The sequence below is a fragment of the Aliifodinibius sp. S!AR15-10 genome (assembly GCF_031569985.1).
Taxonomy (GTDB): Bacteria; Bacteroidota; Rhodothermia; order Balneolales; family Balneolaceae; genus JAMQKA01.
Map to the genome: position 1 here is coordinate 1 of NZ_JAMQKA010000076.1, position 16279 is coordinate 16279.

At 46.5% G+C, this 16279-nt stretch carries 16 protein-coding genes; 2 read left to right on the plus strand and 14 right to left on the minus strand.

Annotated elements, in window-relative coordinates; translation table 11 throughout:
- Window positions 1–248 (plus strand): transposase (locus tag NC796_RS25400; RefSeq protein ID WP_310688631.1); only part of this gene is annotated, 248 nt, incomplete at its 5' end.
- Between the two features lie 402 nt (window positions 249–650).
- Here NC796_RS25400 and NC796_RS25405 read toward each other — a convergent pair.
- The 14 genes from NC796_RS25405 to NC796_RS25470 form a co-directional block, all read right to left on the minus strand.
- Window positions 651–1898, minus strand: a complete 1248-nt coding sequence (locus NC796_RS25405; protein WP_310688632.1) for a hypothetical protein — start codon at window positions 1896–1898, stop codon at window positions 651–653.
- Between the two features lie 2 nt (window positions 1899–1900).
- A complete protein-coding gene (locus NC796_RS25410; protein WP_310688633.1) occupies window positions 1901–2596 on the minus strand; it encodes an ABC transporter ATP-binding protein in 696 nt (231 codons plus the stop codon).
- 103 nt (window positions 2597–2699) lie between these two features.
- Window positions 2700–3065 carry a four helix bundle protein gene (locus NC796_RS25415; protein ID WP_310688634.1) on the minus strand — a complete coding sequence of 122 codons (366 nt, stop codon included), beginning with the start codon at window positions 3063–3065 and terminating at the stop codon, window positions 2700–2702.
- Between the two features lie 106 nt (window positions 3066–3171).
- A complete protein-coding gene (locus tag NC796_RS25420; protein WP_310688635.1) occupies window positions 3172–4392 on the minus strand; it encodes an FtsX-like permease family protein in 1221 nt (406 codons plus the stop codon).
- 2 nt (window positions 4393–4394) lie between these two features.
- A complete protein-coding gene (locus tag NC796_RS25425) occupies window positions 4395–5618 on the minus strand; it encodes an FtsX-like permease family protein (protein WP_310688636.1) in 1224 nt (407 codons plus the stop codon).
- 119 nt (window positions 5619–5737) lie between these two features.
- The gene (locus NC796_RS25430) at window positions 5738–6493 is read right to left on the minus strand and encodes an outer membrane lipoprotein-sorting protein (protein WP_310688637.1); all 756 of its coding nucleotides are present in this window, start codon (window positions 6491–6493) and stop codon (window positions 5738–5740) included.
- Window positions 6468–7058, minus strand: a complete 591-nt coding sequence (locus NC796_RS25435) for a TetR/AcrR family transcriptional regulator (protein ID WP_310688638.1) — start codon at window positions 7056–7058, stop codon at window positions 6468–6470. The genes NC796_RS25430 and NC796_RS25435 overlap by 26 nt, the downstream gene beginning before the upstream one ends.
- A 372-nt stretch (window positions 7059–7430) precedes the next feature.
- A complete protein-coding gene (locus tag NC796_RS25440) occupies window positions 7431–8441 on the minus strand; it encodes an endo alpha-1,4 polygalactosaminidase (protein WP_310688639.1) in 1011 nt (336 codons plus the stop codon).
- 327 nt (window positions 8442–8768) lie between these two features.
- Window positions 8769–9380, minus strand: a complete 612-nt coding sequence (gene hisH, locus NC796_RS25445; protein WP_310688640.1) for an imidazole glycerol phosphate synthase subunit HisH — start codon at window positions 9378–9380, stop codon at window positions 8769–8771.
- A 2-nt stretch (window positions 9381–9382) separates the two neighbouring features.
- Entirely contained in the window at window positions 9383–10273 is an 891-nt protein-coding gene (hisB, locus tag NC796_RS25450; protein WP_310688641.1) for an imidazoleglycerol-phosphate dehydratase HisB, read from the minus strand.
- Window positions 10270–11328, minus strand: coding sequence for a histidinol-phosphate transaminase (hisC, locus tag NC796_RS25455; protein WP_310688642.1), 1059 nt, complete (start codon window positions 11326–11328; stop codon window positions 10270–10272). Before hisC ends, hisB begins: the two co-directional genes overlap by 4 nt.
- Window positions 11329–11333: 5 nt before the next feature.
- Window positions 11334–12656, minus strand: a complete 1323-nt coding sequence (gene hisD / locus NC796_RS25460; protein WP_310688643.1) for a histidinol dehydrogenase — start codon at window positions 12654–12656, stop codon at window positions 11334–11336.
- Window positions 12657–12662: 6 nt separating this feature from the next.
- Window positions 12663–13544 carry an ATP phosphoribosyltransferase gene (hisG, locus tag NC796_RS25465; RefSeq protein WP_310688644.1) on the minus strand — a complete coding sequence of 294 codons (882 nt, stop codon included), beginning with the start codon at window positions 13542–13544 and terminating at the stop codon, window positions 12663–12665.
- A 763-nt stretch (window positions 13545–14307) separates the two neighbouring features.
- A complete protein-coding gene (locus tag NC796_RS25470) occupies window positions 14308–15102 on the minus strand; it encodes a protein-L-isoaspartate(D-aspartate) O-methyltransferase (RefSeq protein ID WP_310688645.1) in 795 nt (264 codons plus the stop codon).
- A gap of 295 nt (window positions 15103–15397) precedes the next feature.
- Between NC796_RS25470 and NC796_RS25475 the strand changes: the two genes are divergently transcribed.
- Window positions 15398–16123 (plus strand): hypothetical protein, encoded by a 726-nt coding sequence (locus tag NC796_RS25475; protein WP_310688646.1) that lies wholly within the window; start codon window positions 15398–15400, stop codon window positions 16121–16123.
- Window positions 16124–16279 lie beyond the last annotated feature (156 nt).

The window sequence follows — 16279 nt, forward strand, 5'->3', positions numbered from 1 at the left end:
GCAAGATCTCCAAACAGGGCAATGCCCATATCCGACGGGCCCTCTATATGCCAGCGGTCAGTGCCAGCCAGCATAACCGGGCCCTGCGGGTCTTCTACCAGCGATTGGTCGCCAAGCATCCGGACCACAAAAAGATCGCCCTGACAGCCGTCATGCGGAAGCTTTTGCTGCTGATTTACAGCCTGTGGAAAAGTGGCGAGCGCTACGATGAGGAGTTCCATTACCAGCAAATAACCAAGGCAGCCTAACTTAGTTAAGTTTCTCAGCTCCACTTAGCTTGACTTTTAACACAGTACCTTTTTTGGTTCATTTTTTCCTCACCGAAAAAATGAACACCCCATTTCACAGGTTGTATGTTTTTATCTTTGATAGGATTCAAGATTTTTGCCCTAACTCCATCAAATGCAGGGGTATTTGGATAAACCTAATGGAAACCATCCACTTGAATCGCCAATTTAGTCATGTAAGATGCTGGTATATCATGATTTAATATCCGATTGAGGAGGCCCTATTCAACCCAATAAACGTAGGCATTACGATCTGTTCTATGTCAGTTTAATAAAACTGGTATTGCCGGTTTTGGGAGAAAGTTGCACTCCCGACTATGATGACCTTGAGGATATCAGGAGCAATCCAATGGCAATCGATTGTCAATACGACCACTTTAAGCGAAAAAAGAACAGGTTCGGGGTATCCGTAACGTTACGCAGTATACTGCCTTTCAGCAGCTGTGAGAGGACCAGGAAATCTACATTTTCACTGACAGAATAAGAGAGTTGGGGAATAAAGATAAAGATTGAGCGATCGAAGCTGCTCATAACTCCCAAATTACCACTCACCAGCGGGTGAAGCTGATATGAGCTGTTCAGAAAAAAACCGGAACGGGCGATAAAAAGATTATCAGCACTGGGTGGTTGGGTGAGCTCTTGCAATGCTCCCGATTGTCTTTGAAAACCCCCATTGTAAAGCAACTCCCCCTGCAGGTAGAGTCCACTTGGCAGCATATAATCAATGCCGGCTGTGGCAGTAAAATGACCGGTATCCTCAAAAAAGCGGTCTTCGGGATGGAAATAGGTGATTTCCCCTTTGAAGCCGGCACTGGACAGGTAGCCTGCCCATCCGACCCCCAATACGGTATGTTCAAGGTAATGTCCGCCTATAAATTGTACATCATAACTAGCCAGGCTGGTTCGTAACATGCCACCAATAACCGACTCTTCAAATGAATCACCTGCCCGGTATCCAACTTCCACACCAGAGGCATAACTCCAGCTGTACCCGGCACTGATCGCATCAACACCGGGACGCTCTTCATAATCAAAATTCAGGTAGGAGTAGGCGTTGAACAGGTCATTGGGATTCCAGACGTATGTGCGTCCCCAGTTGAGGCGCTGACGCCCTACATGTACCTCAAACGGTCCATTAATGTAGCTGGCATGCAGCCGGTCGATGCTGGAGTGTAGGACGGAACGGTCGCCGGAGTGCCACACCCAGGATAGATCCATAAAGTTGGGATCTTGTTCATAAAGCTCATTGAGCCCGGGAGTGTGCTCTATTGAATATCCATGTAGAAGCCTGGTGCGCAGGTCGGCGCGAAATTCCAGGTGCTCGCTCAGCGTCCAGTCACTTTCCAGCCGGTGATGCAGGATGTTATCATAACGAACTTTGGAGATTGCATTATCAAGTGAAAGTTGACCTAACTCTTTTAGATAGCCTCCCAGCTCTACATTGAAGTTCCTGTTTTGTGCTGATACAGTTTGGATATTTAGGAAGATGATTGTAAAAAGAAGAAGCAGAAGATTTTTACACAAAAATGAACAGAGAATGCGCAGAGGAGCATGGAGGAATCCTTTGTGAATCTTTGTTTCTTTTTTGTGTAACTCTGTGTGATAGTCCATTCCTAGCTATTGGCTTGCCGAACTTCGTCTGTATCAATTTGTCCATCCACGAGCGTAACAACTCGTCGTGCCCGATCGATAACCCGCTGGTCGTGCGTTGAGAAAACAAAGGTCATCTCTTCTTTTTCGTTTAGCTCCGCCATCATATCCAGGAGGTCGCCCGAGGAAACGGAATCCAGGTTGGCCGTCGGTTCATCAGCAAGCACGAAATCTGGCTTGGAGGCCAGTGCCCGTGCCACAGCCACCCGCTGTTGTTGCCCCCCCGAAAGCTCAGAGGGACGCTTGTCGAGTTTGTCGCCCAGTCCCACCTCCTCCAACAACTGGATGCTTTTTTCCCGGCACTCTTTAGCCGGGCGTCCCTGCATCTGCATTACAAAGGAGACATTTTCGATGGAAGTGAGTACGGGAATCAGGTTGTAGGCCTGGAATACAAACCCGATATGGTGCAGCCGGAAATTGATCAGTTTACTGTCGGAAAGCGTGCTCAGATCAGTCCCCTGAACTGATACATTGCCCTCCGTGGGGGAGTCGAGTCCACCGATAATGTTCAACAGCGTTGTTTTCCCTGAGCCGGAGGGACCTACGATAGAGGTGAATTCACCCTTTTCGATTGTTAGGTCTACGCCCCGCAGAGCATGCACCGGGACCTGCTCTTTATTGTAAGTTTTGGTAACTCCGTGGGTTTCTATGACTGCCATATGTTTGTGTTTCGGCTTGCGTGTTACGGGTTGTGGGTGTTTGGTTTCGTGTTACGGGTTATCGGTTAGGGGTTGACGTGTTGCGTGTTCTCGGATCGTTGGTTTAGGTTTGCCAGTTTTCTTCTACGTATTGGATAAAGCTATTCAGTTTTCTGCCTAACTTGTTATACTTGTCTATTAAATCATTCAGGGGATTGTCCTCGAAATGAATATCACTGATCATATTCAATTGTGAGATTGTCTCATCGCATGAGGAGTGAGCAAATATCAAAAATCTTATGAATTCATTTTTGTATCTCCTTCTTCCAAATCCTTCGGCGATGTTGTTTTTAATACTTTTTGAGGCTCTCCTTATTTGACTGCCTTGTTCGTATAATTCGAATTTCGGTAACTGCATGCTCATTTTGTGAATTTCCAGTGCATTATCGTATGCTATTTGATAGATTTCAAGGTCGTTGTAGCTCTTCATGATGATTTGGTTTTTGTGTTACGGGTTGACGGGTTGCGAGTTTAGGGTTTCGAGTTACGGGTTGTGTGAGAAACTGATTCATAACACGCAACCCGTAACGTGTATTTCAAATCTTTCGGATCGCCTCCACCGGGTTTAGTTTCAGGGTTTTCCAAGCTGGATACAGCGATGAAATCAGCGCTGCCACGGCTATCATCAATGTAATATTGAGATAGTAGCTACCGGCCAGTTCCGGGTAGATGACTGTGCTCATCCCATATTCATTTAATCCTTCAGCAAAGGCACTCAGGTTGATTCCCGTATCATCCATAATTGCCAGAGATCCCCAGCTGAGTAATAATCCCAGGGGAGCGCCGGTCATGGTCAGGAAAACGGTTTCAGACAGGATCATCATAAAGAGCCGTGTTTTGTTCATGCCCACTGCCATCAGCATGCCCAGCTCACGGGTGCGTTCCAGGATCGCCATCAGCATGGTATTGATGATGCTGAATACCAGCGCGATGACAATAATCACCATGAAAATGTAGAGTGAGACATCCATCATGCTGTACACATACCGCAGCTCGGGAGCGATATCACCCCAGCTTGTGACTTTTAAATTTTTGAGCTGGCCCGAGAGCTCCTGTGAGTAGATTGCGGCCTGACCAAAGTCATCCACCTTGAGCGTTATTTTGTGAATCATATCCTGTTTTCCTAGCAGGTTATTTAGATCCTGCTGTGCTACAAACACATTACCCTCATCATAGTTGTTGTTGGGAGAATCAAAAATGCCAGCCACCCGAAAAGCCCCCGCTGTAATCTCTCCATTCACATCCTGGAAGCTCAGGACCATACGTGATTTTAGCTCGATATCAAGTCGCTCGGCCAGCTCATTGCCGATAACCACCGGATTGCGACTCACACCCTGTAGCATCTCGCCATCGGTGATATATTCCCTGATTGGAGTTGTACTTTCGGCCTCGGTGCTGATTCCATGGATAGATACACCGTAGCTGTTGGCTGCACTTTGTGCCAGGCCGGTACTCATACTTTGAGGGCGAATTTCCGTTACGTAAGGTTTCTCATTCAAGATATTAATGATACTGTCCGCAGATGGAATTTTGTATTGGGGATTAAACTGGTCTTCAAACCGGGGTTCGGTAATTTGGATATGTCCAACGGTAAGATTGAGCTGGTTCTGAAGATAGCCTTGTGCCATCCCGTTCATGAAAGCCGATATAAATACCCCGGCCCAAACCCCGAGTAATACAGCGATAATTACGACACCGCTGCGCGTAGGATTTCGCCACACATTTTTCCACCCGAGTTTGATGATCCTTGCAAACATAGCTATCCCCTCATGGCTTCTACAGGTTCAAGGCGGGTGGCTTTGATTACGGGGATCAGGCTGAATAGCAGGGTTATGATAAAAACAATGATAGCCTGATCGATAAAAATATCGGGAGCAACGGAAAACTGGAGAATTGGTTCCATGGCATACTGTTGCAGGGCCGACTCCATATCACCACTCAGCCTGATCGGGTTGACATTGAAATACCACGTGACGGGCAGGCTGACTATAATCCCAACGAGTGATCCCAGCATTGAGATAATGAAAACCTCACAGGCCAATATTTTCAGAATCATCGATCGCGGCGTCCCAACCGAAAGCATCACCCCAAACTCATAGGTTCGTTCGGTAACCATCATCAATACGGTACCCAAAATGCCAAATCCAACCAGCATATACAGTACCAGGAGTATGATCATCCCGCTGCCCCGGTCGGCCTGGATCGCCTGTTGTAGTTCAGGCATGAGTTCCTCCCAGCTCATTACCTCGTACTGATCTGAAGGCAGTTGACTTCGAAGTTTCTCAACCGATTGGTTTACGGTGCCGGCATCATCAAGTATGAGGGCCGCAGTTGTTATTTGGCCCGGTGCTACAAAAAAGTTCTGTGCGGTCTCCAACGGCAGTAAAACAAGGCTGCTGTTTAACTGCGGGTTTGGATAGGAAACCGTTCCTTTGACAGGATAGAGGCCGGTGGCATTCATCCCGCGATATCCCTGCCCGATAAGGACCAGGCTGTCACCAAGCTGGGCGTCGAGCCGCTGCATTAGCTCATAGCCAATGATTGCGGCCTGTTCATCATTTGAATCAAAATACGTTCCCTGTTGCAGTCGCTCCCGGGGATTGCTCAGCTGTCGTTCTGCTTCCACATCAATCCCCATCACCATGGCTGGTCGACTTTGATTACCGGCGGCAGCCAGGGCATAGGATTCAATCCGCGGCGCGATGGTAGTTACAGACTCGACATCGTTTATTTGCTCCTTGAGAGAATCGGTAAGAGAGAAGCTGTTATTTAGTGTCTGCTCCTCCCAGTAGCCGTTTGCGTGCATCTGGATGTAGCCTGTAAAAGTGCCCACTGTGCTCTCAATCATATTATCATACTGACCCTCTTGCGATGATCGCAGGATGGCCGACAGGGAAACCGCCACAATGATGGATGCCAGCGTGATGAGTGTACGCCGCTTGTTCCGCCAGATATTTCGCCATGCCAGTTTGAATGCAAGCATTTTCAGTGATCAGTGTGTCAGTTTACAGTAAGCTAATGGAACGCTGATAAGACGGATCGTGCGAATGATTCACAGATTTAAAATCAATATTAATCTGCTATATTCGCAGCATCCGTGTTCTATTCAACCCTTTTCATATTTTGGATGCTAAAAAAGCTTTCCGAAATGTCGATGTTGAAAGCTATATCCTCATACATGAGCACCGTTTTATGGCCGGGTTCATCAGCAGGTACCATCTCCATATAGGTTGGGATGAGGCGCCCGTCCAGTTCCTCAACTTCCGAACCTGTCATTGTTCGCATCAACGTGTTGTCTTCATCATAAAATTCAGTGCGAAGTTGCAGGTATTCCGCTTTGGAGATATAGATCATCACTTTCCCCCAAACTACAGGTGCATCGGGTTTAGGGATCATCTCAATTTTGTGGCAGTCGTACCCACTGAGAGTACTGTCGCCCACTAGTTCATGGGTGTAATCAGTAACAATTGACGATTCCCGCACCAGGTCGTTATTTGAGAAATCGGATCCCATCCAGGATTGACTCATCATTGAAGGCGGCAGCTTGATGGTGCGATTGATATTCGGCAGCCAGTTCCAAATTTCGTTGCCTCGCTTCAGGTAGGTGGTGCCTTCGTCCCGTGCAGGAGCCGTTATAAGTATCAGGCTGTAGTCATTGTCTTTGCTCCATGCTGTTACCGAAAGGGAACGGTCCCAGTTGGGCCGGATGATCTTCATCGTAATTTCGGATCGGGAGCTTTCGCCCCGCATCTTCAGGTCGGCCTGGCGGACAATTTCGGTGGCATCCTGCGCTTGGGCGATGAGAGAAAATGCTAAAATTCCGAAAAGCAGGCTAGTTATTTTTTTTATGGTGGACATACTCGTCAAGTATTTTTTGTTTCATTTCTTGCAGTGGATACTCTTCTCCCATTGTTATGTATCCCAGTAAAAAGCCATCCATCATGGCGCCCAGGCGATAGGCCTCCAGCTCCGGTTGCTCATACCCGAGGTCTCCCAAAATATCGATATACAGTGCCAGCTGGTTTTCATTGACTTCATCTATTTGGGTTTTAAGGTTACTGAAAGCATCCGGTTGAAGAGCCAGGGAAATCATTAGTCGTCCTTTTTCGGGTTCCTGTTCAATGAATTGGAAAGTACCCTCCACGGTCTGTCGGATTTTGTCAACGGCTGTAAAATTATCAGGAAAGTCCAGGATTTGATCACCGACTTCTACCATTTGGTCAAGAATAGCTTCCAGAATATTCTGTTTGCTTTCGAAGTAGTGATATATCAATCCTTTTGAGACGTCAGCATTCTTAGCTATAGCGGCAATGCTGGTCGCCTCGTACCCATCCTTTGCAAACAACTCAAAGGCTGCATCTACAATCTGTCGGCGGGTTTTGCGCCTGATCTCTTCGTTTTGTTCGGGTGTTCTCGGTGCCATATCTTTTATTGACTAGTCGTTCAGTCAAAAATGTAGTTATGAAAACAATACCAGTCAAGTTTAATTTTTTCCAGTTGCTAAAACCGAGCATACCAATGTTCGGAGAATTGTATTTTAGGATAAACGGAAGTAGAAATCCTTGACAATATTTAACAACGTAACGTGAGTTGATATAAGGCCAGATATCATGTTATTTTCTTGTCATCTCGTATGGAGCTTGCGGAATGAGAGATTTTTGTATTGTAAGGCAATGACTACTCGACAAAGGTCTCTCTCTGGCGATCTTTTAGATGACGCTCCAACAGCGTGCAAGGGTAGGCCAAAGACTGTAGAGCCGGGCGAATGTTTTATCTCGAATTCACTTGAATGATGTCAGCTTTCTTGCTCTTTTGCCTGCTCAAAATTGCGGTAGGCGTCCACCAGGTCGAGGTACACACCGTCAAATCCAGCAGCTAAAATTCGGTCGAGGTAGGCGTCCTCATTTCCAAGGATAATGTTCTGCCATTCCGGCTGCCAGTATTGTACCAGGTAGTTGCCCTCCCAATTGGGATTTTCCTCACCAAGCCACAGCGGGGGATACCGCTCCCAAATCCGTTTCCAGTAATAACGATAATCTTCCGCTTCACCGATGCTCATGTAAGCAATGAGTAGTCGCTCTCCGCCATTGGCTTTAGTTTTGAGTTTTTGCAGGTCAGAAGGCGTCAAGGGTTGATCTGCATGAAAAAATAGGTCAATTATAAAAAGATCATAATTGGTGGAGGCCAGTTTATCTACGAACTCAGACTTTGTCTCAAAATTTTGGGTGTTTAGAAGATACAGGTAGTTTTCAGCTTGGTCCAGTCGATGAATATCCCGGTTATTGACCTCATGTGGTTGCTCCGGGTAGGGGGGGATCACATCCAGCTCCCGGTGATTAGCGGCAAAGGAGATATAGCCAAGAGAGTCGTTAATGGCATAGGAATCCTTCATTTTGGGCACGTCACTGGCATAGTCGGTGACCATCACCTTTTTTCCAAAGGTTTGAGCCAGCTGCAGATAGCGGTTGATATAAGCCCTGGGATCGGGTGGCGTTGCTTCATTATCTGCATTATACCCATAGAAGACACTTTCGCGGCCAATGCCGTCAATCGCATCCAGGTAATTGTGATTCGGGAACAACTTATTGTTGCTTTGTTGCGATCTTGTAAGCAACTGGATCCCGTTTTGGGGAATGACAATAAAGTCGGAATCCTGTTCCTGCGCATAATTACTGATCGAATTAACAAAGGAAATCATGCGCTGGCGATAAATCAGAGGGTTTTCTTCCTCAGTTACCGTTTTTTCACAGGTGGCAGCGAGAAATACCAGCGGAAGGAGTATTGTCGGGAAAAATTTATACATCATGAAAGCGCTTTTTGGGCCGCTGCAGTGTTACCTTTTTGCAATAACTGTCTGATATCGTTGTAATTCTGAAAAAGAGGATTAAAAATAAACGATATCAAATATCTAACAAATATCAATCAAGAATGAGATCCTTCCGGATGCAGTATAATCTCTGGTTTGTTTAGAATCATACTTGTATAGGCTGAGCTGGTGGAATTATCACTGAGAAAGTATAGTCATTATCTCAGTGATTAAATCTATTCTGGCCAACGATTTTGTTATTAGAAACGCTCCTGTATCTGGCCACTAACAACAAATAACCACTGTACCAATGAACTAATAACAAATCTATACGTTGATCTTTTTTTCCCGTTTCACGTGGGTGAGAAAGTTCTGGAGCAGCAGGGAGCCAACATCTCCGGATTTTTCGGGGTGAAACTGAACTCCCATATAATTGTCGTGTCCCACTACGGCTGCAAAGTTCGATATGTAAGAGCATGCAGCAAGGGTAAACTCATTGACCGGTGCAAAATAACTATGTACAAAATAGAAGAACTGGTCGGTCGAGATTCCCTTTAACAAGGGATGAGATTTTACCTCGGTGAAAGTATTCCAGCCCATATGCGGTACTTTGTCTTTTGACGAATCGAATTTTTTAAGTCGTCCCGGAATAATGCCAAGTCCCTGCGTGTCGCCCTCTTCGGTAGATTCAAAAAGGAGCTGCATCCCCAGACAGATACCCAATACCGGTTTCTCCGTTCCCTGCAGCCAGGAAACCAGCTCATTTTCACGAAGTGATTCCATGGCAGAATAAGCGTGTCCCACTCCGGGAAATATCACGGCATCTGAGTTGTTTAACTCATCCTTTTTGTTGGTGATGATAAAGTCGGCGCCCAGTCGGTTAAGCGCATTACTGACCGACGCCAGGTTTCCAGCTTTATAGTTGATGATGGCGATCATAATTAAAGCAGATTTTTGGTGCTGGGTAGAATATTGTATTGTCGTTCACTTCGGCTAACCGATGCCCGGAGGCAACGGGCCAGCCCTTTAAAACAGGCTTCAATCTTGTGGTGATCATTGGAACCTGATACGGAAATATGCAGCGTGGCCTTTAGATGCATTGCCAGGGAATAAAAGAAATGTTCGGTCATTTCGGTAGGGAAATCTCCAACCATTTCTCGTTTGAAATCGGCTTCAAAAACCACATATGGCCGCCCGGACAAGTCCAACGACACCTGGGCATTACTTTCATCCATGGGCAACACGAAACTGTAGCGCTGAATTCCCATTTTATTCCCCAACGCCTCGGTGATGGTTTCGCCCAGCGCAATGGCGACATCTTCGATCGTGTGGTGCTCATCTACTTCCAGGTCACCGGTACATTTGATCTCGAGGTCAATCAATCCGTGTTTGGCAATCTGCTCCAGCATGTGATCGTAAAACTTGAGCCCGGTATCGATCTCCGCTTGGCCGGTGCCGTCAAGATTAACCGCAATGTTAATGTCAGTCTCGGCCGTTTTTCGAGAGAGCTCAGCCTTGCGCTGCGGGAAGCAAAGTTCGTGTGCCAGTTTCAGCCAGTCATCTGATGTTGCTATTACATCATCCGATGTTTCAGCCTGGAGCGTGGTTCCATCTTCTGCAAAGACAAACAGATCAGCTTCATCAGGGGTATTGAACTGTGGTTCAATCCGTTCATTGCTTAGTAGCCGATTCTGCGTGTCGGTAAGCTCTTTAAGCTGAAAGCCCACCTCGTGATCCAGTTTTTGCAGGTAGTTCAAACCAAACAGGGCACCTGGCCACAGCAGGTTTTCTCGATCTTTACCAAGTGCTTCGTAGTGTACCCAAATCTTCATTCGATAACCTCCTTCAGCGTAGAAAGAAACAGATCGTTTTCATCGGGCATACCCACGGTAACACGCAGGCAGTTGTCACACTTCGGCTCATTTCCTCGATAACGCACAATGACACCGCGATCGGCCAGTTTCTTATATATCGAGAATGCATTTTCAACTTTGAAGAGCAGAAAGTTTGCGTCCGAAGGATACACCTTCTTCACAAATGGCTGCATGGAGAGCGCCTTTGAAAGTCGATCCCGCTCTTCCTTTATTTTGTCGATGTTGAACCGGACCGTATCCAGGTTCTCAAACGCTTTGATGGCGTAATGAGAAGTAAGAGAATTTACATTGTAAGGCGCTTTCACTTTCAGCAGGTACTGAATGACATCTTCTGCTGCAATAGCGATGCCCAGGCGAATGCCCGCCAATCCAAATGCTTTGGAGAGCGTCTGCATCACGACCATATTTGGATATTTAGCGACTTCTTTTGCAAGGCTTTCCCGGTCACTGAAATCGACATACGCCTCATCAATAACTACGATACCATGGAATTCACTGGCGATATGTTTCATCGCATCAACGGAAAGATCGTTGCCTGTTGGGTTGTTGGGGGAGCAGAGCAGGGTCATTTTTGTATCCTCTCGCACTCCGTCCAGCACAGCTTCGGGATCCAGGTCAAAATCATTTGTAAGCAGTACCTGGTCCACCGGAATGTTGTGGATATTGGCCGATACGCTGTACATGCCGTAGGTCGGGGGCGTAATTAATATGCGATCTCGCCCCGGTTCGCAAAAGATGCGATACAACAGGTCAATCGCTTCGTCGCTTCCAACCCCTACAAATACATTTTCAGTACGTACGCCGCGCAGCTCTGAGATCTTACTTCGCAGTTCCCACTGGTAGGGAGAGGGATACCGGTTTAATCCTTCTATATTTTTGATGGGAGACCCGTAGCTGTTTTCATTTGCATCCAGCAGGGTGCCTTTGTCGTAGTCGTCCCGCGCACTCCGGTAGGGTTTCAGATTCCGGATGTTGGATCGAACAAGTTCGTCGATAGCAATTGTTTTAGGCATAATGATCAATCATTATCGTTAAGTCGTATTGTTACTGCTCTCTTGTGTGCTTCCAGCTCCTCGATATCGGCCAGCTTTGCCACTGAGGGCGCCAGGGATTCCAACCCAGCCCGATCCAGTCGTTGCATCGTGATAAATTTTTGGAACGAGTCGACTGACACACCGCTGTACATCCGGGCATAGCCGTATGTGGGCAGCGTATGATTCGTGCCGGAGGCGTAATCTCCCACGCTTTCGGGGGACCACGGACCCAGGAATACTGAGCCGGCATGCTGAATCCGGTCAGTCAGTGAATCCGCATCATCGCATTGCACAATCAGGTGCTCCGGCGCGTATCTATTGGAAAAATAGAGCGCATCATCGATGTTTTCCACTTGAACTGAAAAACTATTTTCCAAAGCCTTGGCTGCTATCTCTTTCCTGGGGAGCTGTTTGAGCTGATTATTAAGCTCATTTTGCAGCTCATCAAAGGCGAAGCCGGGCGTTGCCACAATCACCACCTGGCTGTCAGCTCCATGTTCGGCCTGAGAAAGCAGATCAGCGGCTACAAATGCTGGATTTGCGTTTTCATCTGCAATAACCAGCACCTCCGAAGGACCCGCCGGCATGTCGATGGAAACCTGGGCCTCGCTGTTTTGTAACCACATTTTGGCCGCTGTCACGAACTGGTTTCCCGGTCCAAAAATTTTGTCCACTTTGGGTACCGATTCAGTACCGTATGACATTGCGGCAATAGCTTGTGCACCACCAGCAAGAAGGAGTGTTTTAATCTCCAGCTTTTTGGCGATGTAGAGCATTTCATCATCCACGGTACCCTGGGCATTGGGCGGTGTGGCAACCACTACCTGCTTGCATCCGGCCAGCATTGCGGGTATACCCAGCATCATGAGAGTGGAGGGCAAAATCGCTGTACCGCCGGGGATATAGAGGCCCACTTTTTCAATAGGGCGTGCCACCCGCGAGCAGCGTATTCCCGGCATGGTTTCAACCTCAATTGGTGCTGCCAGCTGGGCCTTGTGAAACCGGTAGATGTTTTGGAACGCGGTATCGATGGCGGACCTGGTTTCTTCATCCAGCTCAGGGGACGTTTCCTGTGGGTTGATCGTTAGCGGGGCGGGACGAACACCGTCAAATTTTTCGGTATACTCAAGAACCGCTTGGTCCCCTTGTTGAGAGACCTCCTCTATAATCGGCTGTATCTGCTCCAAGACCGACATAAAATCCATTTTGGGGCGCTGGCAAAGTGCCCGGATCTGCTCGTCGTCTAGATCTGAAAATTGATATGTTTTCATGGCTGATTCATCAACATCATGTTCGTTGTAAACCATTCCGTCTCAGGCGATCATGCTTTCAATCGGGAGAATAACAATACCTGAGGCTCCTTCGGCTTTCAGTTTTTCCATTAAATCCCAAAACTGTTCTACCTGTATTACCGTGTGAATGGCAGCCATATCCTCGTCGGCCAGTGGCATTACAGTCGGACTTTTGAGCGAGGGAATGATATCCTTGATTTTAGGGACCGCATCTTTGGGCGCATTCATCATGATATAGCGGCTGCGTTCAGCCTGCTGGTGCCCGTCAATGCGCTGCTGGAATTTATCGATCAGCTGCTTCTTTCCATCAGAGAGTTTTTTGTTTGTTTGAATCAGCTGTGTTTCCGACTCAAAGATGGTCTCAATCTCTTCTAACCCGTTGGCCTTGAGCGTATTGCCGGTGGAGACCAGGTCGCAGATCGCGTCCGCCACTTCCAGGCGCGGGGCAATCTCCACCGCTCCCGATATCGTCACAATCTTGGATTCAACGCCTTTTCTCTTCAGGTAGTTGCGCGTCAGGTTGGGATAACTGGTGGCAATGGTTTTACCATCAAAATCCTGGACATTCTGGATTTTACCCCCTTTTCGTGCGGCGAGGGAGAGGCGGCATACCCCGTAGTCTAGTCCCCGGAGTATAGTCACGTCTGCCCCCATTTCAGCGGTAACGTTGGCACCTACAAAGCCCAGGTCACAGACGCCATCCTGCACATACTCGGGGATATCATCATCGCGAATTAATAGGAGTTCAACATCAAAATTACGGCACTTAACCATCAGGCTGCGCTTGTAGTTGTCAAAGCGTAACCCGATGCCTTCCAGTAGATTAATGGTTTTATCGGTTAGGCGACCATCTTTTTGCAGCGCAATGCGTAAAGAGGTCTTAGTATCGGCAGATCGATTCATAGCTTACTGAATATTGGTTGTATTATAAAAGATTATGGAAATTTGAAAAGACGCTGGGCAGCAAAAAACAGGCAAAGTAATATTATTGGTGATGATGAACACCACCATGATGGAAATGGGAGGGGATATGGAAAAGTTGATTTCTCATCAGGCCTGAATATACGATTTCAAAACCAAGTATGCACGTCCGAAAGTAAACTTATTGTAAAGTTTTTGATGATTCCATTGAGAAAGTAGAAGGGAAAGAATTAAAACACCAGGCAAAAGGGAAGCCCCACACAATTAGGAATGTATGGGGCTTTGGGTCAACAACCGTCTCCGTTGGAGTGTCGGCTATGATGATTAGCTCTGTCAGGGTGAGACGGTTAATCTCAGGTTAATCGATTATTTAGTTCAAATAATGATTATCTATAGTATTGTACATCGGCCAGGAGTGTTTGTTCCGAAGGGACAGAAAAAATCGGACTGGATGTATAAGATTCGTCGCAAGCCCAACAAAAAGTCAGTGGATCTGATTTTAAAGCTTATTGAGCACATATTAGGAGGCGAAAGAAAACATTCTTATAGAAGGCTTTGCAAAACTGTGGTATATAAAACTGTCATCGCGTCTGCCAGCTGGCAGATTGGGGCATGGCGATCCTCACAGGAGGGGAGATTGTCGCACTCCATTTACTTCGTACACCTTTGCCAAGGCTACGGTGCACTCCGTTCATTCCGTTAGCAATGACACCATGGTATTTTTAAAGTTTTTTTATAAGAAAAACTAGTTTCCCTGTACATCGCCGGTCATCGGCACAAAGCGAACCGGCAAAATTTTTTCACGCTTAATGTCACCATCTTGCGTCTTGGTAACACGGATTAAAATCTGCGATCCGTTTGGCTCTCCGTGTGGCATTACCAATGCGCCCCCTGGTCGGAGTTGATCAATCAAAGGTTGTGGGATTTTTGGAGCCGCGGCTGTTATAATCACAGCATCAAAAGGAGCATGCCCTGGCCATCCCTTGTATCCATCTCCGATTTTTGTTTGAATGGTTGAGTAACCGAGTTTAGAAAAGGTGCGACGTGCCCGTTGACCGAGTTCTGGGATAATTTCGATGGTATATACTTTGGGGGTGAGCTCAGAAAGTACGGCTGCCTGGTATCCACTGCCGGTTCCAATCTCCAGGACTTTTTCACCAGGCTGGATGTCGAGTAGCTCCGTCATAAAAGCTACGACATACGGCTGTGAGATGGTTTGCTGGTGACCAATGGGGAGAGGGGTGTTCCTGTATGCATTGGGTTGCTGCGTTTTGGGTACAAAAAGATGGCGAGGAACGTGGCGCATCGCTTCCAGCACCTGTTCACTTTCAATTCCCTGTTGTTTGAGTAGGGTAACCAGAGCATTCCGTTCTTTTTGTCGCTCAGAAAACCGCGGTGGTTCCCAGGTTACAGTATCATGAGAAACAGTGTTGAGTACGGAAATATGTGAACTGGAAAAGAATGCTGTCGCAGGGCAGATAGCTGTGGTTGTCACCATTGCCAATAACAATGAAGCAGCTTTAAGGCCAGTACGGATCATTGTTTATATCCTTTTTTATCAAAATTCTGTACTGTAAAACAGTTGCCAATTTTTATCCATTCCTGCTATTGATAACCAGCTTATTAGGGTCTCAAGATGAGTTTAAATGTATGTCCCAAAATAAACATTGTTTATTTTTAATTTTAACTTAATTTTTTAGCTGTTAATATAGTGTATGAAGTATTTTTTAAGTAGAGGGGGCGGATAAATAATTTGCGCATTCGGTCGTTATTCAATAAAGTTTAAATAGGTTTCAGGAAAAAGAGGTTAATGTTGTCATCCGCAGGAGGCATTTATGAAGAACAGTGCACTCAGTTTAGATCTTTTTACCCAGGTTGAGTCGGATTTCGAGATTCGCCAGTACAAAGTATTGGCAGCTCTTAAGCAAATATCTGATGAATTCCGCCAAAACCGGATCTATCCAAATCTCAGTGAGCTCGTTGAATTGAGGAATACTTTGGCCGATATCAGAACGAGGCTGGAGGATTTGCGAAATGATTTTCCCAAGCGGATAAAAAATATCGACCTGGTTAATAAAATTATTGAACATGAGGTCGTCTTTGTTGATGGATCGGATCTTTCAAAAGTTGAGGATCTGATCGAATGGGCCCTTCCTCACATTGAAGCAAAAATTAAAGAGGGGAAAGCGATCTACGAATATGTTGATGAGGAAATAAAAATAGAAGAGGTTGGTATTCTTCCCAGTTATGTGGATGAGGGTTATTTCTTTGTACCCGATAATGAGGAAGCCAAGTTGCTGCTTTTCCAGTATGAGGTATCAATTTTCCAAAGTGCGCAGGACCAATACCGTGCTTTGAAAACTGGATTCCTGAAAGCCTTGCACCAGGGGCAGGCCCAGCTTTCACCCAATTCGATCAAACTCGATCTTATTAAAGAGCGTAAAGAACTGCCTAATCCTGCGACATACAGCTTTCATACCAAGCTGGATTTTCCTTTCAGGGAGACGATTTTCCCGGTTGTTAAACGCAAGCTCATGCAGCAGCTTTCGGAGGCATCTTAAGTATTGCGTATTGCGTTATGCGTTATTAATGCCGTGTTCAAGTGACTAATGCAACACAGCGGTGTTTTAGGGTTTGTTGGATGGGATTAAGGTAATCAAATTTTCGAACCGGTCGAAAGTTCAGGTACTCTTCGACAGTGTTGATGCGCTCGGCGG